Below are 21,131 nucleotides of genomic sequence, written 5' to 3'. Positions count from 1 at the left end.
ACTGTTGCCGATGATGTCCGGGGTGTTTACGCGGCTGGTAGGCCAACACGCGGTGGAAGCCGAACTGCTGGCCGCGGCTCGCGCCGCCCGCGGTGACACTGATCACAACGACGCCGGCGCCGGGACTATGACACATGCCTGGCTCATCACCGGCCCGCCCGGTTCGGGACGTTCGATAGCTGCATTGTGCTTCGCGGCCGCGCTGCAGTGCATCTCCGACGAAGACCCTGGGTGCGGGCTCTGCCGGGCGTGTACGACGACGATGGCAGGCACCCACGCCGACGTGCGGCGGGTCATTCCCGAGGGCCTGTCCATCGGTGTCGACGACATGCGCGCGATCGTGCAGATCGCCTCGCGCAAGCCCACCACCGGTCGACACCAGATCGTGGTCATCGAGGACGCCGACCGGTTGACCGAAGGCGCCGCCAACGCCCTGCTCAAGGTCGTCGAAGAGCCCCCGCCGTCAACGGTTTTCCTGCTGTGTGCGCCATCCGTCGACCCTGAAGACATTGCGATCACGCTGCGCTCCCGCTGTCGTCACGTCGCGTTGGTGACTCCGTCGACCTCGGCCATCGCGCAGGTGCTCATCGACGGCGACGGGCTCGATGCGAAGACAGCCAACTGGGCGGCTTCGGTCAGCGGCGGCCACGTGGGTCGGGCGCGACGACTGGCCACCGATTCCGACGCCCGTCAGCGGCGCGAGCAGGCGCTGGCGTTGGTGCGCGATGCCGTGACGCCGGCGCGGGCGTACGCGGCTGCTGAGGAGATGGTCGCGGCCGCCGAAGCCGAAGCTGTGGCGCTGACCGCCGAGCGGGCGGAAACCGAGACCGAGGAGCTTCGCACGGCTCTGGGGGCCGGCGGCACCGGCAAGGGCACCGCCGGGACGATGCGCGGCGCGGCGGGAGCGATCAAGGACCTGGAACGGCGGCAGAAGTCTCGTCAGACCCGCGCCTCGCGTGATGCGCTGGACCGCGCCCTGATCGATTTGGCCACGTATTTCCGCGACGCCCTCCTGGCCGCGTCCAACGCGGGAGGAGTGCAGGCCAACCACCCCGATATGGCCGACCGCGTCGCCTCCCTGGCCGGCCACGCCGCCCCCGACCGACTGCTGCGTTGCATCGAGGCGGTGCTGCAGTGCCGCGAGGCGTTGGCCACCAACGTCAAGCCCAAATTCGCTGTTGACGCCATGGTCGCAACCATCGGTCAAGAACTGCGCTAGACTCGGGCCGCCTGACGCCGCCTTAGCTCAGTCGGTAGAGCGATTCACTCGTAATGAATAGGTCAGGAGTTCGATTCTCCTAGGCGGCTCCATCTGCGTCATGACGACGACGCATTAATTACTGCCCCGAAAAATTAGGTAGTCAACTACTCACGCCCTCCCGTCATTGCCTCAATACCGTCTGGTCAGGGCGGTGTGCAGGCCGGCAATCCAGCCCGGCTAGCCAACCGATTGACAACGACGCGGTTGGGGAGGGCAGCAATGTCGTATGTACTTGCAATACCGGAGTCGGTAGGTGCGGCGGCCACGGACCTGGCGCGCATCGGATCGATGTTGCGGGCCGCGAATGCGGTGGCGGCAGCCTCGACGAGCACCGTGCTCAGCGCGGCCGGGGACGAGGTTTCGGCGGCGATAGCCGCGCTGTTTTCCGGCTACGGGCAGGAGTATCAGGCGCTCAGTGCCCAGGCGTGGGCATATCACGAGCGATTCGCGGCGGCTTTGACTGGGGCGGGGGCGGCTTATGCCGCGGCCGAGGCGGCTAACGCAAACCCGCTTGAAGCCCTCTCGCAAGGCGTGCTGAACGTGATCAATGCCCCGACAAATGCCTTGTTGGGTCGTCCGCTGATTGGTAACGGCGCCGACGGCGCCGCCGGGACCGGTCAGAACGGTGGGCCGGGCGGGTTGTTGTTCGGCAACGGCGGCAATGGCGGCTCGGGCGTTGCCGGTGGCGGCACGGGTGGGCGAGGAGGGGACGCCGGACTGTTCGGCGACGGCGGCCGCGGCGGGACCGGCGGAACCGGTGCGACCGGGACTCAGGGAGTCGATAACGTCACGCGCAACGGGGGTGTCGGCGGCGTCGGCGGTCGGGGCGGGGCGGGCGGCGCGGGCGGATTGTTGTGGGGCAACGGCGGTGCCGGCGGCACCGGTGGCACCGGTGGTTGGGGCGGCTACGGCGCCGGCGCTCCGAACGCCGCCGTTGCCGGCGGCACCGGCGGCACCGGCGGCGCCGGAGGTATGGGCGGCATCGGCGGCCCCAACTTGTCCCTATTCGGCCACGACGGGGCCGCAGGCCAGATGGGCGACGGCGGCCGCGGTGGCAACGGCGGCAGCGGTTCGATCATCGGAGGCACCGGCGGGTTAGGCGGCGATGGGGGCACGGGCGCCAACGGTGGGCGTGGCGGGGACGGAGGCAGCGTCTCCGTCCAGACCAGCGGCATGAACGACAGCAGCTCCTACGGGGGTAACGGCGGTAACGGGGGCACCGGTCTCGCGGGCGCCGGTGGTGCGGGTGGCAACGGCGGTAGCGCGTACATCTCGGCCGGCGGAGGAACAGGAGTCGCCGTCGGCGGTCAGGGGGGGCACGGCGGCGCTGGTACCACCGTCGGCGGCGCCGGCGGTGACGGGGGACCTGGCTCGATCATGGGTTATACCTATGGACCGGGAGGCGGCAGCGGTTATGCCATCGGTGGCGCTGGCGGTACCGGCGGAACTGGCCCGACCGGCGGTCACGGCGGCGACGGCGCCTATGCATTGAACTGGGGAAGCGGAAGCGCCACCGGCGGTCACGGCGGCACGGGCGGCACCGGGAGTCCCGGCAAGGGGGGTAGCGGCGGTGAGGGCGGCGACGCCCGGGCGACTACCCTGGCTCAGGCCAGTGCAGGCCTCGGCGGTGCTCCGGGCACCGGTGGCGGCGGCTCATTCGGTGTGTCAGGAACGGCCAGTCAGCTCTAGGTACGCCTGTGGTGCGCTAGTCGCTTCCACTTCACTCGGCTGTTGTCCAGTTGCTGAAACAGTCGCGCAAGACGCTTTGCCCAGTCCCGCTGCGATGAAATGATTGGTCTGCGGCAAATCGAAGGGGACGCAATGCTTGCACTCAAATTCACCCTGCAACGGGGGATCGGCGTCCTCATCGCCGGCCTGGGCGTGGCCGCTTTGCTGGCCGGCGGGTCGATCGCCGCAGCGCCGCCCGCGAACGCGGGCTGCGTATACGGCGGATTCGGAATTATCAGCAAGTGCGACGGCCCGGTCCAGCCCGACGGCACCTGGCAGCGTTGCGTGGGATTCATGAACCTGATTCAGCGCGGCGCCAGTTCCTACTTCGCCCCCGATAAGCAGTGCGACGTGCTCGGCCCGGGTTTTCAACCTGCTGGCGCCTTCGCCGACCCACCCGACCACATCGACGACTGAGCGTCCCGCGTCTGTTCGGCATGCTGGCCTACCACGGCCGCGCCGAACGTCACGCTGGCTCGACGTTCACGCCTGAGCGCCACCCCAGTGTGACGCTGGGTGATCGCTGGCTGTGAGCGACGTTAAGCCGGGCGCACCGCCAAGTCCGTTCCCGCCGCAGCCAGGAAGTCCGGGGCCGCCATCAGATAGGACATCGGCAGCTCAGACGGGCGCCAGAAAGCCGACCGGTCCCGCCGCAATGCAGACCGCCAGCGCGGCGGTGTTGGCTCGTACGGTGATGACGTCGCCAGCGCCGGGCAGTCGGACGTAAACCCGGTTGAGTCCCGGGTGGACCGGAACCTTCGTGTCAGGGCCCTCGCTCAACGCCACGGTCATGGAGCCGTCGATGTTGGCCAGGTAATTCAGTTCGACAGTCCAGTCGGCCGGCAGCAGCGGTCCGTCCAACAGCAATTGGGCCGGCCGGTCCGGCTGCGCGAAGTACCCGCACTGCGGCATCGGCCCCGGCACGATGTGGCGGACCCACGTCACTCTCGCATCCACCAGCACGCCAGCGCTGTTAAACATTCGCAATTGCGTTGTAGCGCTGGCGAATTCAGGCCTGTCGGCGAGCAGGCCGAACATGTTGCTGGCCAGGTTCTCCGGCCACGCCACCCGTTGCAGCACCAGCGGATCGACCTCCTGATCCAGCAGCGGCGCATTCGACTCCAACTGCGCGGCCGCCAAGCTCGCGCGGGCATTCTTCAGGTACGGCTCCGCAGGGTTGTCGCGCCAGGACGTCAGGAAGGTGGCCGTCGAGTACAGGCAGCTGGCCAGAAACAGCGCGGCCACAACGACTGTCACGGCGCCGCGGGCCGGCGACGCATCCAGCCAACGCGCGCCAGGCCGGTTCGGCGCCGTGAACGCGACGGCGGCCAACAGCGCCAGGACGACCACGAGATCCGGGAAATACCGCAACGTTTGGGCCAATTCGAGTGCGGTGAACCGCGATGACCGCATCAGGTAGATGGGCACCTGGCAGGCCAGGGCGTAACCGACCGCGGTCACCCAAACCGGTCCGATGCGCTGCTTGCGAACCAATGAAAAAACAAGCAGCGCAACCAAAACCAGCCAGCCGAGGGCCATGACCGCCGGCGGGGGAGTGGCCCACGGCGACGCCGGTGCCCACCGATTCCACTCCCACGGCCCGCCGGCCAGCCCCGGCACGATGCCGTGGGTGATCGAGCGGCGCAGCAGATCCCACGTCATGCCCAGGTCCGAGCTCCACCGCCGCTGATCCACCACGGCCAGATACAGTCCGGCCCAGGCGACCGTCAGGGTCAGCGACGCGACCCACAACCGGAATCCGGCCCGCCACACCGTGCGCAGCGACCGTCCGTCACCAGCCACGTGACACACCAGCGCGGCAACCACGAATGCGACGAACGGAATCACCGCCGCCTTCTCAAAGAACAACAACCCGCCGAAATAGACCAGCACGCCCGTCACCGCGTACCGCTGGTTGCCCGTTCGGACCAGCAGGATCGCATCCGCGCACACCCACGCGAGCGCCGCCAGCATCGGCAGCGAGTTCAGCGCCGCCGCCCACCACGCGAACCCCGGCACACCCAGCGGCGTGAACAGCGCGAACGTCAGCGGGATCAGCAGAACCGGACGCCAGCCGAGGATCACGTGCAGCGCGCGCAACAGCGACAGCGACGCCAACAACTGCAGCACCACCAGGCTGATCGCCGGCCCGGTCCAGACCAGCGGGGCCAGCCGGATGATGGCGCCGGCGACCAGGAACGCCGCCGGCATCACGTGCCCGTCGTGGTCGTCAAAGAGGTACCCCGGAGACAGCAGTCCCTGCGTGCTGGCCCTGCCGACCAGAATCAGATCGTCCCAGTAGAAATAGCCGCCGAACGCCAGCGCGGCGCGGACACCCAACTGCACAACGATCAGCGTTGCGGCCAACAGAACGACCCGCCGGTATGGTGGGCCGGTGCGCGCACTGGTCACCGGGGCAGCCGGTTTCATCGGGTCGACGCTAGTCGACCGCCTCCTCGCCGACGGCCACACGGTGGTTGGCCTGGACAATTTCGCAACCGGCCGGGCCACCAACATCGAGCATCTCGCCGACAACCCCGCCCACACCTTCGTCGAGGCGGACATCGTCACCGCGGACCTGGAAGCCATCTTCGAGGCGCACCGGCCCGAAGTGGTGTTTCACCTGGCCGCCCAGATCGACGTGCGGCATTCCGTGGCGGATCCGCAGTTCGACGCGTCGGTCAACGTGGTTGGCACCATTCGGCTGGCCGAGGCGGCGCGGCGCACCAACGTCCGCAAGGTCGTGCACACCTCGTCGGGCGGATCCATCTACGGCACCCCGCCGGTGTACCCGACGCCGGAGACCGTGCCGACCGACCCCGCCTCGCCGTACGCCGCGGGCAAGGTGTCCGGTGAGATCTACCTGAACACCTTCCGGCACCTGTACGGCCTGGAGTGCTCGCACATCGCGCCGGCCAACGTCTACGGTCCGCGGCAGGATCCGCACGGCGAAGCGGGAGTGGTGGCCATCTTCGCCCAGGCGCTGTTGTCCGGTAAGCCCACCAAGGTGTTCGGCGACGGCACCAACACCCGCGACTACGTGTTCGTCGATGACGTGGTGGACGCCTTCGTCAGAGCTTCCGGCGACCAGGGTGGCGGGCAGCGGTTCAACATCGGCACGGGCGTGGAGACCTCGGACCGGCAGCTTCACACCGCGGTGGCGACCGCCGTCGGCGGGCCGGACGACCCCGAGTTTCACCCGCCGCGGCTGGGTGACCTGCGGCGGTCCTGCCTGGACATCGGCCTGGCGGAACGGGTGTTGGGCTGGCGCCCCCAGGTGGAGCTGGACGACGGAATTCGGCGCACGGTCGAGTATTTCCGCCATAAGCACGGCGACTGACCGGCCGGCCGGCTAGGCGGTGGCTTCGAACGCCAGCACGGCGATGTCGTCGCGCGGTTCCAACTTCGGGACCAGCGTGGCGATGTCATCGATCAGGCCGCGCGCGCCCCTGGCGGCGTGCTCGGCGGCGAAGGCGGCCAGACTGCCCTCGTCGAACGGCATCGGGCCGCGACGTGCCTCGATGATCCCGTCGGTATAGCACAGCAGCGTCTGGCCGGCGCGCAGGTGGACTTCGCAGGCCGCGAAGGTGGCGTCGGGCAAGGCACCCACCAACATCCCGCCATCCGGGCGGACCTCTGCGACGGATCCATCGGCAGGATCGACCAGCAACGCCGGCGGATGGCCGCCGGTCGCCAGGCGCACCTCGAACCCGTCGCCGGAGCTGTCCGGCTCGAAGGTGCCGAACAACACGGTGCAGAACCGCCGCGGCGCGGCCTCGCCCATCATGACGGAGTTGAGTTCGGCCAGTCCCCGGGTCAGATCGGGGTAATGCAGCGCCGCCGCCCGCAAGGTGTAGCGGATCAGCGAGGTCACCACGGCGGCCTCCGGGCCGTGACCGAGCACGTCGCCGAGGAAGAACCCCCAGCGGTCGCCGCCCAGCGGGAACACGTCGTAGAAGTCGCCGCCGATCTGGCGCGAGGACGCCGCGCGGTAGTAAGAACCCAGGGCCAAGCCATCGATGGTCGGCAGCGACGGCGGCAGCAAGGTGCGCTGCAGCACCGCCGCATACTCTTCGGTCAGGTCCCGATCGTGCTCGGCGATACCCCGGTCGCGCACCGCATCGTCGCGGTCGACGCGGGCCTGGTCGCGAGCGCGCCGGGCTTCGTCACGGTCGAGTTCGGCGTTGTCGCGGATCAACTCGGCGCTGTCGCGGTCCCGTCTGGCCTCGTCGCGCGCGTCTTCCGCGGCCCCACGCCGGTCCTGCTCCGCACTGAGCACATCGAAATACGACAGCCGCAGCTCGAGTTGTTCCATGACTATCGCGGCGAGATTCTGCAGGATCTCCAGTTCCTTGGCCGACGCGGCGCGTGCGTCCCGATCCATCACGGCCACCGCGCCTAGCCTGTGCCCGTACCGGGTCACGATGGGGGCGCCGGCGTAAAACCGAATCCCGTGCTCGTGCACGAACTGATTGCTGGCAGTCCGGGGATCGGTGAGCGCGTCATTCACCACAACCGGAGTGTCGGCGAGCACGACCGACGCACATAGCCCGACGTCACGCGCAAGCTGGCGCACTTCGCTTTCCATGCCGTGCGCCGCGATCCGCAAAATCCGGTCACGATCGACGATCGCCACGGTGGCCATCGGCACGTCGAAGATCTGGGTCGCCAAGATCGCAATGCGTTTCAGGGCCGTCTCGGACGGCAGATCGGCCCGCAGGTAACGATCGACGGCGCGCAGCCGCGCCGCTTCGATAGCGATGTGCGATTCGATGTTCCCAGTCATCGTCGTGTAGTCCTCGGCCTGCCGGTTGACCCAAAAAAAGGACGCCCGTGACTCTTGTTCCCCGCGCGGCTCAAGCGCAATCTGTCGGGCGGATCACGACGATCGGACGGGCCGCTGCAGACTACCGGGCTGCGGTGTCCGTGGCGAGCCCCTGCGGTGGAGCGGGCACCTGGGCGGCCTCGATGGCCACCGCGCGAGCGAGCCGGGCGTAGCGCAGTTCCAGGTCCTTGAACCGCATGTAGGTGCTCAGCGTGGTGAAGCTGAACGCCATGATCAGCCCGTACAGCATCAGGTCGGTGCCGCGGCGCACCCCGAACCAGTGCGCGACCACGGTCGTATCGTCCGGTCGCAGCACGGCGTAGATGCCGGCCAGGACGAACAAGACGTAACCCACCTTGACCCAGGCCCGAGCCCGCGCGCTGCGGCGCGAACGCAACAGGAACACCAGCAGCGCGATGATCGACCCGATCAGCAGCACCTGAATCCAGTTCATCGTCTGATCCTCCCTCGCAGGAACCCGTCGAAAAGGATGTTGACGCCGTTCAGCAACGGCTGCCCCTTCGACTTCGAGTACTCGGTGTAGAGCACCTCAACGGGGTGTTCGGTTACGCGCCAACCATTTTCGGAGATCAAGACGATGAATTCGCTGGCGTGGCTCATGCCGCTCATGGTGAGGTTCAACCCGTCGGCCACGGTCTTGTTGAACACCCGCAGCCCGTTGTTGGTGTCGGTCAGGCCCAGCCGCCGGCCGCGCCGGCTGATCCGGGCGGCGGTGCGCAGCACGATTCTCTTCAACAGCGGCGGCCGACTGGCTGCGGCCTGTTCGAAGTCCTGGGCGAACCGCGTGCCGATGATGATGTCCACGTCGCCCTCACGCAGGCGGTCGACCATCGCCGCCACATCCTTGACGCGGTGCTGCCCGTCGGCGTCAAAGGTGGCGAACACCTGTGCTCCGGGCTGCTTGCGGGCGTACTCGATGCCGGTCTGGATGGCCGCCCCCTGGCCCAGGTTGATCGGGTGACGCACCAGGTGCGCCCCGGCGCGCAGGGCGATCTCACCGGAGTCGTCGCTGCTGCCGTCGTCCACGCAGACGACGTTGTCGAAAACCGATCGCAGATCGGCGATCACCTCGCCGATGACCGCGGCTTCGTTGAAATCGGGGACGACGACCCAGACGTCCGGATAGTGCGTTTCGGGGTTCTTGTTCAAGACCATCAGTGCCCCACAAGTTACACGCTGTCGGGGGGTGAACCGGTGGATGAGCGTCCGGCGCGTGCCAACGCGGTCAGGTGTACGCCGATTCCGACCAACGGACCGCACAGCAGGCCGACCACCGTCCGCGTCTCCAAAGCCAGCGGCAACATCAGCAACAACCCCGAGGCCACCGTCGCGCCGACCCAACCCGACGCGTAGGCGCGGTGCATGGCCGCGGCCACCGTGGCGGCGCCGGTGAGCGTCAACAGCGCGATGGCCAATGCCGCGGCGGTGAGCCACGCGAGCAGCGCGCTGCTGGCCTGATACTCGGGTCCGAAGACGACACGCAGCAACCAGGGACCCACCAGCCCGGCCGCCAGCACGCCCACGGCGCCGATGCCGCCGATCAGGGCTGCCGGTGAGATCAGCGCGCGGAGGCGATGGCTGCGCTCGTCGACGAAATGAGCGATGAGATTGCCCTGCATGGCGGTCAGCGGAACCAGCAGCGGCGCCCGCGTCAGCGTGACCGCCAGGATGACGACGCCGCCCGCTGGACCCAGGTCGTGGGATGACGTCAACTTGAGCAGCACCGGGAACCCCATCACCAGAATCGCGCTGGCCCCCGCCGCGGTGATGGAATGCGCGGCGCCGCGCAGGAACGTCGCGGTGCTGCCCGGCGTGAGCAGGTGCGCCGCCGCGCGCGACACCGGTGACGCCAGCAGCATGATCAACCAGGCGGCCGAACCCGCGACGGTTGCCCACAGGAACCCGACCAGCCCCCAGCCGAGCACGAACGTCACGGCGGAAACCGCCACCCTGATGACGGCGTCGGTGACCATCAGGGCGCCGTACTGGCTCCAGCGATTGGTGCCGGCCAGCATGCCCAACAGGGTGGCGTGCAGACAGAACCCGGCCAACCCGATGCTCAGCAGCGCCACCGACAGCCAGCGCGATTCGGCGAAGACCCGTCCGCTCCACAGCGGTGAACTCGCCGCGATCACGACGGCGGAGGCGATGCCGACCAGCCCGGCAACCCGCAGCGGATGGGTGCGGGCGGCGCCGTCGGGCAGAGCGTCGAGGTATTGCATGGCGCGGACTTCGCGGGTGGATTCCTGCAACAGGCCGTTGGCCGCCCCGGTGACCAACCCAAACGCACCCCAGAACACTCCGAATATGGAGAAGCCGCTGGGTGCGAGGTCGCGGGCGGCCAGGTAGATCACCGCGTAGCCGCAGAGCGCGGTGATCGCCGTCGCGGTTCCGACGCGCGCGACGGACCCGCGCGTGACCGCTCCCGCTGGAGCGGCCGCGGGGCCCCCGACTTCCGTCACGTGGAAATCGTAGGCGGACGCGGCACCCGTGCTGGTCAGGCCGGGCTGCCGCCGCGGCGTTGATGCTGCGGATTTGGCGGGAATGTGCGAGAAGTCGCCGCCAAGAGCGCAGAGTCATCCCTGAAGGGGTGGGGTCTTCGGCGGGATTCGCAGTGCGCACTTGAATAATTACCGGCAGATCGGGCCGCCGGAGCCACCCAGAAAGGGTCCATGACCACATTCCGCATATTCGCCGCCTCACTGGTGGTCACCGTGGCGGCGTTGGTTGTCGGCTTCCTGTACGGCGGGCCAAAAGCGCTGTTCTTGCTGGTTGTGTTGGGTCTGCTCGAGATATCGCTGTCGTTCGACAACGCGATCATCAACGCGACGGTGCTCAAGCAGATGAGTCCGTTCTGGCAGCGGATGTTTTTGACGGTTGGGATCGTCATCGCGGTATTCGGAATGCGGCTGTTGTTCCCGCTCGTCATCGTCTGGGTCAGTGCCGACCTCGACCCGGTCCGGGCCTTGCGGTTGGCGCTTGGTCCGCCGCCAGGCGGGGCACTGGAATTCCCGGACGGCTCACCCAGCTACGAAAAGCTCGTTCAAGCCGCCCATCCGCAGATCGCCGCCTTCGGCGGAATGTTCCTGCTGATGCTGTTCTTGGACTTCATATTTCACGACCGTGAGATCAAATGGCTGACGTGGATCGAGGCCCCGTTCGCGCGTGCCGGCCGGCTGGGTCAGTTGCCGGCGATCGTGGGCGGGACGACGTTGATCCTGGTCGGCATGCAATTGACGCACGGCAACGAGGAGCGCGCCACCGTGATGACCGCCGGTGTGTTGGGCATGGTGGTCTACCTCTTGGTCAACGGACTGAGCCGGGCATTTCGGCCGCCAGGAATAGACGACGCAGACGACGAGGACAAGGACTCCCAAGCGTCAACCCAGCAGCGCAGGGCGCTTGGAAAGGCCGGATTCACCTTGTTTTTCTATCTCGAGGTGCTCGACGCAGCCTTCTCGTTCGACGGCGTCACCGGCGCGTTTGCCATCACCACCGATCCGATCATCATTGCGTTGGGCCTCGGCCTGGTCGGGGCGATATTCGTGCGGTCGATCACCATTTATCTCGTCCGCCAGGACACGTTGGACACCTACGAGTACCTGGAACACGGCGCGCACTGGGCGATCGGCGCGCTGGCCTTGATCATGTTGGCGTCGGTGGACCACCGACTGCATGCCCCCGAGTGGGTTACGGCGTCGGTGGGCATCACCCTGATCGCCGTGGCGTTCCTCTCGAGCTTGAGGAGCAATCGCCGAAAAGCGAACGCGTAGCGGGCTTAGTGCCCGCTGGTCTTGAAACGCTCGATGGAGCGCTGCACCTCGGCTTCGGCCGCCTCGCGACCGACCCAGTCGGCGGCCTTGACGTACTTGCCGGGTTCCAGGTCCTTGTAGTGCACGAAAAAGTGCTTGATCGCGTCGAGCTCGAAGGTCGGAACATCGCCGATGTCCTGGATGTGGTCCCAGCGGTTGTCACCGGCCGGCACGCACAGCACCTTGTCGTCGCCACCCGCCTCGTCGACCATCTGGAACATGCCCACCGGACGGGCCTCGACCAGCACGCCGGGGAACAGCGGTTCGGGCAGCAGCACCAGCGCGTCCAGCGGGTCGCCGTCCTCACCGAGGGTGTCCTCGATGAAGCCGTAGTCGGTCGGGTATGCCATCGGCGTGTAGAGGTAGCGATCCAGCTTCACCCGACCCGTTGCATGGTCGACCTCGTACTTGTTGCGCTGACCTCTCGGAATTTCGATGACTACGTCGAACTGCACGGGTCGGCTCCTTACACGAGAAAGGCAAATGCGTCGGGGGACACCCTAGTGCAGCGGGTGCCGCGCGGCTGTCGCCCGGCCGGTTCGGCAGAATGATTCCAGAACAGCTCGGCCCACAGGGCTAGCAGGGGCTTACCGGATCGGAGGAGCATGGGTCCCAGGCGTTGGCGCAAGACCACCCACGCGCTCGTGGCGTTGGCTGTGCTGGCGTTTGTCGGTGCCATCGTGGCCGGGGCGGTGTACTTCACCACGGGTGGCCACGGGACCAGCAGCGCGCGGACGACCGTTCCGCCGCCGCGGCCGCCCACCGTCAAGCCCGGGGTGACACCGGTCGCCGACACCGCGGCGATTCCCGAGCCCGGCGGCGTCAACGCGGCATTGGAACAGGTGGCGGCCGATCCCAATCTGGGCAAGCTGGGTGCCCGCATCAGTGACGCCTTGACCGGCAAGGTGCTTTGGCAGCTGGCCGACGACCTGCCCTTGATTCCGGCGTCGACCAACAAGACCCTGACCGCGGCGGCTGCGCTGCTGACGTTGGACCGTCAGGCCCGGATCAGCACGCGCGTGGTGGCCGGCGGCCCGGCCGGCTCACCCGGGGGCAACGGGGTCATAGTGCTGGTGGGCGCGGGCGACCCGACGTTGTCGGCCGCCCCGCCAGGCGTGGAGACCTGGTACCACGGCGCGGCACGCATCAGCGACCTGGTCGACCAGATTCGCCGCAGCGGCGTCACGCCCACGGCCGTGCAGGTCGACATCTCGGCGTACAGCGGTCCGACGATGGCACCCGGATGGGACCCGGCCGACGTCGACAACGGTGACATCGCACCGATCGAGGCGGCGATGATCGACGCCGGTCGTATCCAGCCGACCACGGTGAACTCGCGCCGCTCCAAGACACCGGCGCTGGACGCCGGGCGAGAGCTGGCCAAGGCGCTCGACCTGGACCCGGAGACGGTCAAGATCGGTTCGGCACCTCCCGGCGCGCGCCAACTGGCCGTGGTCCAGTCGGCGCCGCTGATCCAGCGCCTGTCCCAGATGATGAACGCCTCCGACAACGTGATGGCCGAATGCATCGGCCGGGAGGTCGCGGCCGCCATCAACCGGCCGCAGAGCTTCACCGGCGCCGTCGACGCGGTGACCAATCGATTGGGCACCGCGCACATCGACACCGCGGGAGCCCAACTGGCGGACTCCAGCGGCCTGTCGGTGGACAACCGGCTGACGGCGCGCACCCTCGACGCCACGGTGCGGGCAGCGGCCGGGCCGGACCAGCCGGCCCTGCGCCCCCTGTTGGATCTGCTGCCGATCGCCGGCGGCAGCGGCACACTGGCCGAACGTTTTCTGGACCGGGCCACCAACCTGGGTCCGGCCGGCTGGCTGCGCGCCAAGACCGGCTCGCTCACCGCCGTCAACGCGCTCGTCGGAGTGGTGACTGACGCCAGCGGACGGGTGCTGACGTTCGCCTTCGTCTCCAACGACGCCGGGCCGAACGGCCGCAACGCCATGGATGCGCTCGCGACCAAGCTCTGGTTCTGCGGATGCGACGTATGAGCGCGCCGTCGGAGGTGACGCTCGGGAATGCGGTCGATTGGCGCTTCGCCGCCACTGTCGGTCAGCGGCTGGCCCGGCCCGGACCGCCGTCCAGCGACTACACCCGCCGTCAGGCTATCGACGAGCTCATGGTCGCCTCGGAGAAGGCCGAACCGCCGGTGCGCGACGTAACCGGCCTGATCACCGACGGCCCGGTGCCGCCCGCGCGGGTCATCGACCGGGGCGAGTGGATCAAGGCCGCCGCGGAGTCGATGCGGGCCATGACCAACGGGACTGAGAAGCCGCGGGGGCTGGTGACCGGGCGGATCACCGGCGCGCAGACGGGTGCCGTACTGGCCTTCGTGGCCACCGGCATCCTGGGCCAGTACGACCCGTTCACCCCGCCAGAAGGTTCCGGAAAAGGTCCTTCAGCAGGCGGGCAAGCTGGCGGCGGCACCCTGCTTCTGGTGTATCCCAACGTCATTGCCGTAGAGCGCCAGCTGAAGGTGGAGCCGTCCGACTTTCGGTTGTGGGTGTGCCTGCACGAGGTCACCCACCGAGTGCAGTTCACGGCCAACCCCTGGATCACCGAGTACATGGCGCAGTCGCTGGCCCTGCTGACCAAGGAACCCGCCGACGACATCGGCGAGGTCGCGCGCCGGTTGGCCGATTTCGTCCGCAACCGCGGTGACGTGTCCGATGAGGGCAGCCCCGGAGGAATCCTGGGGCTGATGCGCGCCGTGCAGTCCGAGCCGCAGCGGAAGGCACTGGACCAGCTGATGGTGCTGGGCACGCTGCTGGAAGGTCACGCCGAGCACGTGATGGATGCCGTCGGCCCGGTGGTGGTGCCGTCGGTGGCCACCATTCGCCGCCGCTTCGACGAACGTCGGCAGCGCAAGCAACCACCGCTGCAGCGGCTGGTGCGCGCGTTGTTGGGCCTCGATGCCAAGCTCAGCCAGTACACCCGCGGCAAGGTATTCGTCGACCAGGTGGTGAGTCGCGTCGGGATGAAGCGATTCAACGCGATCTGGTCCGGGCCCGAAACGCTGCCCCTTCCTGCCGAAATCGAACACCCGCAACGATGGATCGACAGGGTGCTATAGCGCGGCTGCGCGCGGCTGTCGAGCGGTTCTTGAAGGAGCAGCTCGGCGGGACTGCTGGGGACGGCGCACGTTGGTGCGTCGGCTTGTCCGGTGGCCCGGACTCGTTGGCCCTGACGGCTGTCGCGGCGCAGTTGCTACCCACCACCGCCCTGATCGTCGATCACGGCCTGCAGCCCGGATCGGCCGACGTCGCCGAAACCGCTCGGACGCAGGCGCTTTCGTTGGGATGCGTTGCGGCGCAGGTACTTCGGGTCGAGGTCGGCCCCTCCTCGGGCACCGGCGGCGGCCCGGAGGCGGCGGCGCGTAGCGCTCGCTACGCCGCCCTGGAGTCTGGCCGAGACGGTCCCGTGCTGTTGGCCCACACCCTCGACGATCAGGCCGAGACGGTGCTGCTCGGACTCGGCCGCGGATCCGGGGCCCGCTCGATGGCCGGCATGCGCCCTTACGACCCGCCTTGGTGTCGGCCGCTGCTGGGGGTGCGACGCAGCGTGACCCACGACGCCTGCCGTGAGCTTGGGTTGACCGCCTGGCAGGACCCGCACAACAGCGACCCCCGCTTCACCAGGACCCGGCTGCGCGCCGAAGTGCTGCCGCTGCTGGAGGAGGTGCTGGGCGGGGGCGTGGCGGAGGCCCTCGCCCGTACCGCGACGGCGCTGCGAGAAGACAACGACTTCATCGACGCGATCGCAGCGCAGGCGCTGCCGGATGCCATACGCGGAACGGGGCCCGACGCACAGCTGGATGTCCGTTCGCTGGCCGCACTGCCCGACCCGGTGCGCCGTCGCGTGATTCGCGGGTGGCTGTTGTCCGGCGGTGCGATTGGATTGACCGACAAGCAGATCCGCGCAGTGGACCTGCTGGTCACCGATTGGCGCGGTCAGGGTGGGGTGGCCGTCGGCTCGAACCTGCCGGGTCAGCGCTTGTTCGCCGGCCGCCGAGACGGCGTGCTTGCCCTACGGCCCGAACCGATCTGACGCCCCGCGTGAGTTGGCTGCCACAGCGCGTGAGAATCTGAGGACGTGACGGCGGAGCTGTACCAGGGGGACATCAAGTCCGTACTGCTCACCACCGAGCAGATCCAGGGGCGCATCGCCGAGCTTGGTGAGCAAATCGGCAACGACTACCGCGCCTTATCCGGCAGCGGCGAGCCAGACCTGCTGTTGATCACCGTCCTCAAGGGTGCGGTGTTGTTCGTCACCGACCTGGCGCGAGCGATCCCCCTGCCCACCCAATTCGAGTTCATGGCGGTGAGCTCGTACGGCTCGTCGACCTCGTCGTCCGGTGTGGTTCGGATCCTGAAGGATCTTGACCGCGATATCCACGACCGCGATGTGCTGATCGTTGAGGACGTCGTCGACTCTGGGCTCACGCTGTCCTGGTTGTTGCGCAATCTGAAGAGCCGGCATCCGCGGTCCCTACGGGTGTGCACGCTGTTACGCAAGCCCGAGGCGGTGGGCGCCAACGTCGACATCACGTACGTCGGCTTCGACATCCCCAATGAGTTCGTCGTCGGCTATGGGCTCGACTACGACGAGCGCTACCGCGACCTGTCCTACATCGGAACGCTGGACCCCCGGGTCTACCAGTAGCCCGTTAATCCAGCTCCCAGACCGCTGTCACCGAAAAGTTCACCGTCTGCTGGCCCGGTTCCAGGGGCAGGGTGGACGCGCGCGGGGCGGGTGCCTGGGGCGCTTCGACCGGCGCCGGACCGGTGGATTCCGAAATCGAAATCACTTTGCCCAAGGTGAGTCCGGACAGCTCGGCGTACTGCTGGGCGCGGTTCTTGGCGTCGTCGTAGGCGCGCGCTCGTGCGTCCTTCACCAACTGCGAGTCGTCCGCGATCTTGTAGCGCACGGCGGTAATCCGAGTGGCGTCGCCGCCGGTATCGATGATGAGCGCGAGCAGTCGTGAGGCGGTATCGGCCGGGTGGATCTTGACCTGGATCGCGTTGTCCGCGCGGTAACCGGTGATGGTGGGACTTCCGCCGGGCTCGGCGATGCTGTACTGGGCCTGCAGGATGACGTCGGTGGTGCGGATGTCCTTGTTGTCCATCCCAGCGCGGGTCAGCGCTTCGATGACCGCTCGCTGCCGGCCGTTGGTTTGATTCATGGCGCTGGTGACGTCGCTCGCCGTGAACGAGATGGTGATATCGGCGGTCAGCGTGTCGGGAACACCTTGAACTTGTCCGGATCCGACCACGGTCACTTGGCGCGGACTGGGGTTGGATGCCGACGAACTCGGAATGTGCGAGTCGCAGGCAGCCATGGTGGCGGCGGCCAGCACGATGCCCGCCGACGCGATTGCCGTGCGGACAAATTGCGCGGAACTCCGGAAGATCGGCATGCCTGGCACCCTAGCCGCTCAATCTGTCAAATTGGCGTCGCCTGCCGTAAGTGTTGACGACACTTTTTGTTTACCTTGCGTTCAACAATGCGTGCCTAAAGCGATATTTGCGTGTCCATGAGCTACGATGCCATTGCACTGCTCGATATGTGACGTGAGTAACGCCCAGCAAACCGTTGTGGCGTTGGTCAACTTTTGTGTCTTTGAGTTTCCTGACAGTCGACTTCATCAGGTAAACGCATTCCGCAGCGAATTCATGTGCGAATCGCGAGTGCGAACGAGTCATCGCCCCTGACGCCGCTGAGCGCATGGCTTCTGCTGAGTCAGCCGGCGGGACGTCGCCGGCCGTTCCGGGCGTGTGCGCCCAGTCCGTTCCGCGCCTCGGCCCATCCTATGGGATGTACTCGCGTTCAAAAACACTGGGTCCGCGGGCGCCAGACCGCGCCCTTGTATGCGGTCGAAACCGTGCCGCGCAGCTTTTTGACCTGCGCTGTTGAGCAGTCAAACTACACCGCGAAGCCCTGCGTTCAAGGGCCTGTGCCGCGACGCGTTCATCGTGGCGAGGCCGACATCATAGCTGCCTCGCGCGGACCGGCTTGACTCCCAAGGGAACTCACTCATATGATCCTCATAGACCTCTCAAATATGAATTCAAGTGGCGCAGCCAATTCCCGCCAGCAAAATGAACAATTCCTAACTCGCAGTGAACAAGTGCGCGCCCGGGGCGATTTTGCTGTGTGTCTGCCTTAATGTTGCCTGTGATGAGATCAGCGACGAGTGGCCGCGCGTCATTGGATCGTTGGTTGTTATCGATGCAGAGTGCATTAAGGAAGGACTCGTAAATGTCGACCGTTTTCGCAGAACCAGAGGTATTAACGGGTGCTGCCGGCGAGTTGATGTCCATCAATGCAGTGATGCGCGCCGGCACCGCAGCCGCTGCCGGTCCGACGACCTCCGTGGTTCCCGCCGCCTCCGATTTGGTCTCGCTGATGGCGGCCACACAGTTCACCCGCCACGCGACGCTCTTCCAAGAGATCGCGGCCCACGCGGTGTCGGTGCAGGAGCAGTTGGCGCTCACCCTTGGTGTCAGTGGCGCCTCATACGGCATTACGGAGGCGGCCAACGCCGCCTCGGTTGGGTAGAAAGCGGCTTCACGTGGATTTCGCAGCGTTACCGCCGGAGGTCAACTCCGCCTTGATGTACGCCGGCCCCGGCTCGGGACCGATGCTGGCCGCCGCCGCAGCCTGGGAAGGGCTGGCCGCCGAGTTGCAGTCGGTTGCCTCTTCCTACCTGGCGGTGGTCAATGGCCTTACCGATGGACCATGGCACGGGCCCTCCGCCGCGGCGATGGCGGCCGCTGCCCTGCCCCAGATTTCCTGGCTCAACATTGCGGCCGGGCAGGCCAGCGAGGTCGCCGCCCAGGCCATTGCGGCCTCGAGCGCCTACGAGGCCGCGTTTCTGGCGACGGTGCCGCCACCGGAGATCGCGGCGAACCGGGCCTTGCTGGCCACGCTGATGGCGACAAACTTCCTCGGCCAGAACACCGCGGCCATCGCGGCCACCGAGGCGCAGTACCTGGAGATGTGGGCGCAGGACGCCGCCGCGATGTACAGCTATTCCGCTGCTACGGCGGCCGCCACACAACTGCCGCAGTTGACCCCGCAGTCCACGGGAATCAGCATGGCCGGTTTGGGTTCCCAGGTTAACGCGCAGGTCAGCGCGCTCAACGCGGCGGCTGCCGCGCAGGGCATGGGCAACATCCCGACGACCCTGAGCCAGATGGCCGGGCTGACGAATCTGCCGCCCTGGCTCGCCGACCCCGCGGCGGCGCTCGGCCTGACCGGACACACGTGGACCCCCGACGGCTCCGGACTCGTCTTGAACGGAATGCTGGGCGACGTCGTCGAGGGCATCACCGGGTCGGCAACCGTCGACGGCAGCACCATTTTCGACGCCTACATCCGATTGGCTTCGCCCGCTCGTCTGTCCACGACGATGATGAAGGATCTTGACGGCCTGGCGCACTCGTTCATCCCCAACCTTGGCAAGGCGGCCGAGGGCGCGGCCAAGGCGGCAGGGGACGCCGCGGCCGCGGCGGTTCCGGCGCTGGGAAATGGCGCGGGCAACATCCTGGGGACCGGGCTGGGCGGGATTACCGGCACCGCGTCCAAAGTCGGGGCGCTTTCGGTTCCGGCATCGTGGGCCAACGCGCTTCCCGGTGCCGCCAATCCGGTCAATGTGGCGCTCAACGGGCTCACGTCCGGGGCGGCCGCCGAATCCGCGGTCGGGGGCTTCGGTGGCGTGCCGCTCATGCCCGGCGCCGGAACCGGCCGCAGCGTGGCCAACTTCGCCGCTCCCCGGTACGGGTTCAAGCCAAGTGTCGTTGCCCAACCGTTCGCGGGCGGATAACGGTCCTTACGGCAGATATTGCGGGCAATAGGCGGTGATTGCCGCGTTGATCCCGGCGTTCGCCTGGGCGGGAGTGACTCCTGAATTGCCGTTCACGGTCGCGGCCGCGGCGTCACCGGGAGTTGCACCGTTTTGCAGGCTCGAGCACACGGCGCGGCCGGTGGCTGCGGCGGTGCCGGGATCGGTGACGGTGATACCCGGAATCTGTGACAACGAATTGATGAAGGTCTGGTCCGGGTTTGCCTGGGCTGGCGGGGCCGGTTGCGCCGGCGCCGGTGCGGCTTCGACGGGCGCAGGGGCCCGCGAGGCCGGTGGATTCGCCTGCGGGCTGGGCATCGATCGAGGCGCGGCCGGCGGCTGGTACGCGGGCGCCTGAGCGGGGGCCGGTGCCGCTGGTGGCATAGATTGCGGGGCCTGAGCAGCCGGTTGCGCCGGGACCGGAGCGGGTGCTGCAACCGGCGGACGTTGCGCGGGTGCCGGGGCTGCCACCGCCGAAGCCTGCTCAGTGGCGGGGCGGTAGTTGTCGGCCGTGAAGTCACTGGCGCCGATGGCCGTCAGCGCTACTACCGATGATGCGGCCGCAAGGATCCGCCACCGATTGCCTCGCCGCCGGTTGTCGGTGTCGGAGGAGGCCGATGCACCGCTCTTCAGCGGCCGCAACGCCATGGGCCTGGGCATGGTCAGCGCGAATGCCTCGGGATGCCTGCCGGATTGGGCGGCACGGACGAACGCGTCGGCGAAATCGGAGCAGCGCGCGAACCGGTCGGCCGGATCCTTCGCCAGAGCCTTGGACAGCACCGGGTCGAACACCCTGAGCATGGGGCGGGTTTCGGCCAACGCCGGTGGGCGCGCGGTCAGGTGGCGGCCGATCACGACGGCTGGATTGGTGTGCGCGAACAGCATTGATCCGGTCAGCAGCTGGTAGACGGTGGCAGCCAGAGCGTACTGGTCGGCGCGTCCGTCGATCGGCTCGTCGGTGAGCTGCTCGGGCGCGGAATAGGGGACGGTGCCGATGGCCATGTTCGTGGCCGTCAGGCAACTGGTTTCATCGATGCTTCGGGCAATTCCGAAGTCGCCCAGCAGGATTCGCAGGTCACCGTCTTCCGGTTCGGCAAGCAGGATATTCGCCGGTTTGACGTCGCGGTGTAGCACGTTGTGGTGTTCATGCGCATAGTCGAGAGCGCTGGCAATGGCAGTGACTATCGCGGCAACCTGATCCGCCGGCATGCCGACCGGATAGTGCTCCTGTAGCAGCGTGGCCGCGTCGGTGCCGTCGACGAAGTCCATTGCGATCCACAGCTGTCCGTTGAATTCGCCGCGGTCGTTGACCCGCACGATGTTGGGATGCCACAGCGTGGCCGCGAGGTCGGCCTCTCGGATGAAGCGCTGGCGAAACGCGTCGTCGGCCGATATGTCACTGCTCAGTACCTTGAGCGCTTCGCGCCGCGGTAACCGCGGGTGGTCGGCGAGGTAGACCTCGCCCATGCCGCCTGCACCCAGGGGTCGGACGATCGTGTATCCGGCAAACACGTCGCCCTCATGGAGACTCATGCTGAGTTCTTCGTGAGCCAACGCAACCACCGCACCGTCTATACCTGCGCACGGCGCATCCTCGGCGCCGAGCGTGCGATCTGAGTATGACAG

The 21,131-nt window shown here is 67.6% G+C and carries 19 protein-coding genes and 1 tRNA gene; 12 read left to right on the top strand and 8 right to left on the bottom strand.

From position 1 onward, the window contains the following. Positions 1-13 precede the first annotated feature (13 nt). The 4 genes from G6N68_RS25745 (at position 14) to G6N68_RS25730 (ending at position 3,406) form a co-directional block, all read left to right on the top strand. Positions 14-1,219, top strand: coding sequence for a DNA polymerase III subunit delta' (locus tag G6N68_RS25745; protein WP_163719055.1), 1,206 nt, complete (start codon positions 14-16; stop codon positions 1,217-1,219). A 16-nt stretch (positions 1,220-1,235) separates the two neighbouring features. Beyond that, positions 1,236-1,311: transfer RNA gene (locus tag G6N68_RS25740), tRNA-Thr, on the top strand. A gap of 169 nt (positions 1,312-1,480) precedes the next feature. Beyond that, entirely contained in the window at positions 1,481-2,950 is a 1,470-nt protein-coding gene (locus tag G6N68_RS31670) for a PE family protein (protein WP_163719054.1), read from the top strand. Between the two features lie 153 nt (positions 2,951-3,103). After that, positions 3,104-3,406, top strand: coding sequence for a CDGP domain-containing protein (locus G6N68_RS25730; protein WP_163719905.1), 303 nt, complete (start codon positions 3,104-3,106; stop codon positions 3,404-3,406). Between the two features lie 201 nt (positions 3,407-3,607). Here G6N68_RS25730 and G6N68_RS25725 read toward each other — a convergent pair whose 3' ends face one another. Then, entirely contained in the window at positions 3,608-5,419 is a 1,812-nt protein-coding gene (locus G6N68_RS25725) for a hypothetical protein (protein ID WP_163719053.1), read from the bottom strand. Here G6N68_RS25725 and G6N68_RS25720 point away from each other — a divergent pair. Continuing rightward, positions 5,385-6,329 carry an NAD-dependent epimerase/dehydratase family protein gene (locus G6N68_RS25720; RefSeq protein ID WP_163719052.1) on the top strand — a complete coding sequence of 315 codons (945 nt, stop codon included), beginning with the start codon at positions 5,385-5,387 and terminating at the stop codon, positions 6,327-6,329. The two genes, G6N68_RS25725 and G6N68_RS25720, sit on opposite strands and share 35 nt — an antisense overlap. 12 nt (positions 6,330-6,341) lie before the next feature. Here the strand turns inward: G6N68_RS25720 and G6N68_RS25715 are convergent, their stop codons facing one another. The 4 genes from G6N68_RS25715 to G6N68_RS25700 all read right to left on the bottom strand — a co-directional run bounded on the left by G6N68_RS25715 (position 6,342) and on the right by G6N68_RS25700 (position 10,297). Beyond that, positions 6,342-7,775, bottom strand: a complete 1,434-nt coding sequence (locus G6N68_RS25715; RefSeq protein WP_163719051.1) for a PP2C family protein-serine/threonine phosphatase — start codon at positions 7,773-7,775, stop codon at positions 6,342-6,344. 121 nt (positions 7,776-7,896) lie between these two features. Next, on the bottom strand, positions 7,897-8,268 hold the full coding sequence (locus tag G6N68_RS25710; RefSeq protein WP_163719050.1) for a DUF2304 domain-containing protein: 372 nt from the start codon (positions 8,266-8,268) through the stop codon (positions 7,897-7,899). Next, a complete protein-coding gene (gene ppgS / locus G6N68_RS25705) occupies positions 8,265-8,990 on the bottom strand; it encodes a polyprenyl-phospho-N-acetylgalactosaminyl synthase PpgS (protein ID WP_163719049.1) in 726 nt (241 codons plus the stop codon). Before ppgS ends, G6N68_RS25710 begins: the two co-directional genes overlap by 4 nt. A 14-nt stretch (positions 8,991-9,004) precedes the next feature. After that, positions 9,005-10,297: a polysaccharide biosynthesis protein gene (locus G6N68_RS25700; protein WP_163719048.1), complete on the bottom strand. Its 1,293-nt coding sequence runs from the start codon at positions 10,295-10,297 to the stop codon at positions 9,005-9,007. A 210-nt stretch (positions 10,298-10,507) separates the two neighbouring features. Here G6N68_RS25700 and G6N68_RS25695 point away from each other — a divergent pair, with 210 nt between their 5' ends. Beyond that, positions 10,508-11,608 carry a DUF475 domain-containing protein gene (locus G6N68_RS25695; RefSeq protein WP_163719047.1) on the top strand — a complete coding sequence of 367 codons (1,101 nt, stop codon included), beginning with the start codon at positions 10,508-10,510 and terminating at the stop codon, positions 11,606-11,608. 5 nt (positions 11,609-11,613) lie between these two features. On the opposite strand, the gene G6N68_RS25690 is transcribed toward G6N68_RS25695, so the two are convergent. Beyond that, positions 11,614-12,102, bottom strand: coding sequence for an inorganic diphosphatase (locus tag G6N68_RS25690; RefSeq protein ID WP_163719046.1), 489 nt, complete (start codon positions 12,100-12,102; stop codon positions 11,614-11,616). A 150-nt stretch (positions 12,103-12,252) separates the two neighbouring features. Here G6N68_RS25690 and dacB point away from each other — a divergent pair, with 150 nt between their 5' ends. The 4 genes from dacB to hpt are packed head-to-tail and all read left to right on the top strand — an operon-like array spanning position 12,253 to position 16,324. Next, positions 12,253-13,653: a D-alanyl-D-alanine carboxypeptidase/D-alanyl-D-alanine endopeptidase gene (gene dacB, locus G6N68_RS25685; RefSeq protein WP_163719045.1), complete on the top strand. Its 1,401-nt coding sequence runs from the start codon at positions 12,253-12,255 to the stop codon at positions 13,651-13,653. Continuing rightward, a complete protein-coding gene (locus G6N68_RS25680) occupies positions 13,650-14,735 on the top strand; it encodes an Rv3626c family coenzyme F420 biosynthesis-associated protein (protein ID WP_163719044.1) in 1,086 nt (361 codons plus the stop codon). The genes dacB and G6N68_RS25680 overlap by 4 nt, the downstream gene beginning before the upstream one ends. After that, a complete protein-coding gene (tilS, locus tag G6N68_RS25675; RefSeq protein WP_163719043.1) occupies positions 14,714-15,709 on the top strand; it encodes a tRNA lysidine(34) synthetase TilS in 996 nt (331 codons plus the stop codon). The genes G6N68_RS25680 and tilS overlap by 22 nt, the downstream gene beginning before the upstream one ends. A gap of 45 nt (positions 15,710-15,754) precedes the next feature. Beyond that, positions 15,755-16,324, top strand: coding sequence for a hypoxanthine phosphoribosyltransferase (hpt, locus tag G6N68_RS25670; protein WP_163719042.1), 570 nt, complete (start codon positions 15,755-15,757; stop codon positions 16,322-16,324). Positions 16,325-16,328: 4 nt separating this feature from the next. Here the strand turns inward: hpt and G6N68_RS25665 are convergent, their stop codons facing one another. Further along, a complete protein-coding gene (locus G6N68_RS25665; RefSeq protein ID WP_163719041.1) occupies positions 16,329-17,078 on the bottom strand; it encodes an SIMPL domain-containing protein in 750 nt (249 codons plus the stop codon). Between the two features lie 842 nt (positions 17,079-17,920). Here G6N68_RS25665 and G6N68_RS25660 point away from each other — a divergent pair. Next, positions 17,921-18,220 (top strand): PE family protein, encoded by a 300-nt coding sequence (locus G6N68_RS25660; RefSeq protein WP_163719040.1) that lies wholly within the window; start codon positions 17,921-17,923, stop codon positions 18,218-18,220. 55 nt (positions 18,221-18,275) lie between these two features. Beyond that, positions 18,276-19,487, top strand: a complete 1,212-nt coding sequence (locus G6N68_RS25655) for a PPE family protein (RefSeq protein WP_163719903.1) — start codon at positions 18,276-18,278, stop codon at positions 19,485-19,487. A 6-nt stretch (positions 19,488-19,493) separates the two neighbouring features. On the opposite strand, the gene G6N68_RS25650 is transcribed toward G6N68_RS25655, so the two are convergent. After that, on the bottom strand, positions 19,494-21,038 hold the full coding sequence (locus tag G6N68_RS25650; RefSeq protein ID WP_205351517.1) for a serine/threonine-protein kinase: 1,545 nt from the start codon (positions 21,036-21,038) through the stop codon (positions 19,494-19,496). Positions 21,039-21,131 lie beyond the last annotated feature (93 nt).

This window comes from Mycobacterium bourgelatii (assembly GCF_010723575.1).
In the GTDB taxonomy this organism is placed as follows: Bacteria; Actinomycetota; Actinomycetes; order Mycobacteriales; family Mycobacteriaceae; genus Mycobacterium; species Mycobacterium bourgelatii.
This window is presented reverse-complemented; position numbering and strand designations above follow the sequence as displayed.

Coding starts and splice junctions, on each gene's coding strand:
- G6N68_RS25725 (WP_163719053.1), bottom strand. CDS start 5,419: ATGAAACCGGCTGCCCCGGTGACCAGTGCGCGCACCGGCCCACCATAC.
- G6N68_RS25680 (WP_163719044.1), top strand. CDS start 13,650: ATGAGCGCGCCGTCGGAGGTGACGCTCGGGAATGCGGTCGATTGGCGC.
- G6N68_RS25715 (WP_163719051.1), bottom strand. CDS start 7,775: ATGACTGGGAACATCGAATCGCACATCGCTATCGAAGCGGCGCGGCTG.
- G6N68_RS25650 (WP_205351517.1), bottom strand. CDS start 21,038: ATGAGTCTCCATGAGGGCGACGTGTTTGCCGGATACACGATCGTCCGA.
- tilS (WP_163719043.1), top strand. CDS start 14,714: ATGGATCGACAGGGTGCTATAGCGCGGCTGCGCGCGGCTGTCGAGCGG.
- G6N68_RS25745 (WP_163719055.1), top strand. CDS start 14: ATGTCCGGGGTGTTTACGCGGCTGGTAGGCCAACACGCGGTGGAAGCC.
- G6N68_RS25665 (WP_163719041.1), bottom strand. CDS start 17,078: ATGCCGATCTTCCGGAGTTCCGCGCAATTTGTCCGCACGGCAATCGCG.
- G6N68_RS25660 (WP_163719040.1), top strand. CDS start 17,921: ATGTCGACCGTTTTCGCAGAACCAGAGGTATTAACGGGTGCTGCCGGC.
- G6N68_RS25695 (WP_163719047.1), top strand. CDS start 10,508: ATGACCACATTCCGCATATTCGCCGCCTCACTGGTGGTCACCGTGGCG.
- G6N68_RS25655 (WP_163719903.1), top strand. CDS start 18,276: ATGTACGCCGGCCCCGGCTCGGGACCGATGCTGGCCGCCGCCGCAGCC.
- dacB (WP_163719045.1), top strand. CDS start 12,253: ATGGGTCCCAGGCGTTGGCGCAAGACCACCCACGCGCTCGTGGCGTTG.
- G6N68_RS25710 (WP_163719050.1), bottom strand. CDS start 8,268: ATGAACTGGATTCAGGTGCTGCTGATCGGGTCGATCATCGCGCTGCTG.
- G6N68_RS31670 (WP_163719054.1), top strand. CDS start 1,481: ATGTCGTATGTACTTGCAATACCGGAGTCGGTAGGTGCGGCGGCCACG.
- ppgS (WP_163719049.1), bottom strand. CDS start 8,990: ATGGTCTTGAACAAGAACCCCGAAACGCACTATCCGGACGTCTGGGTC.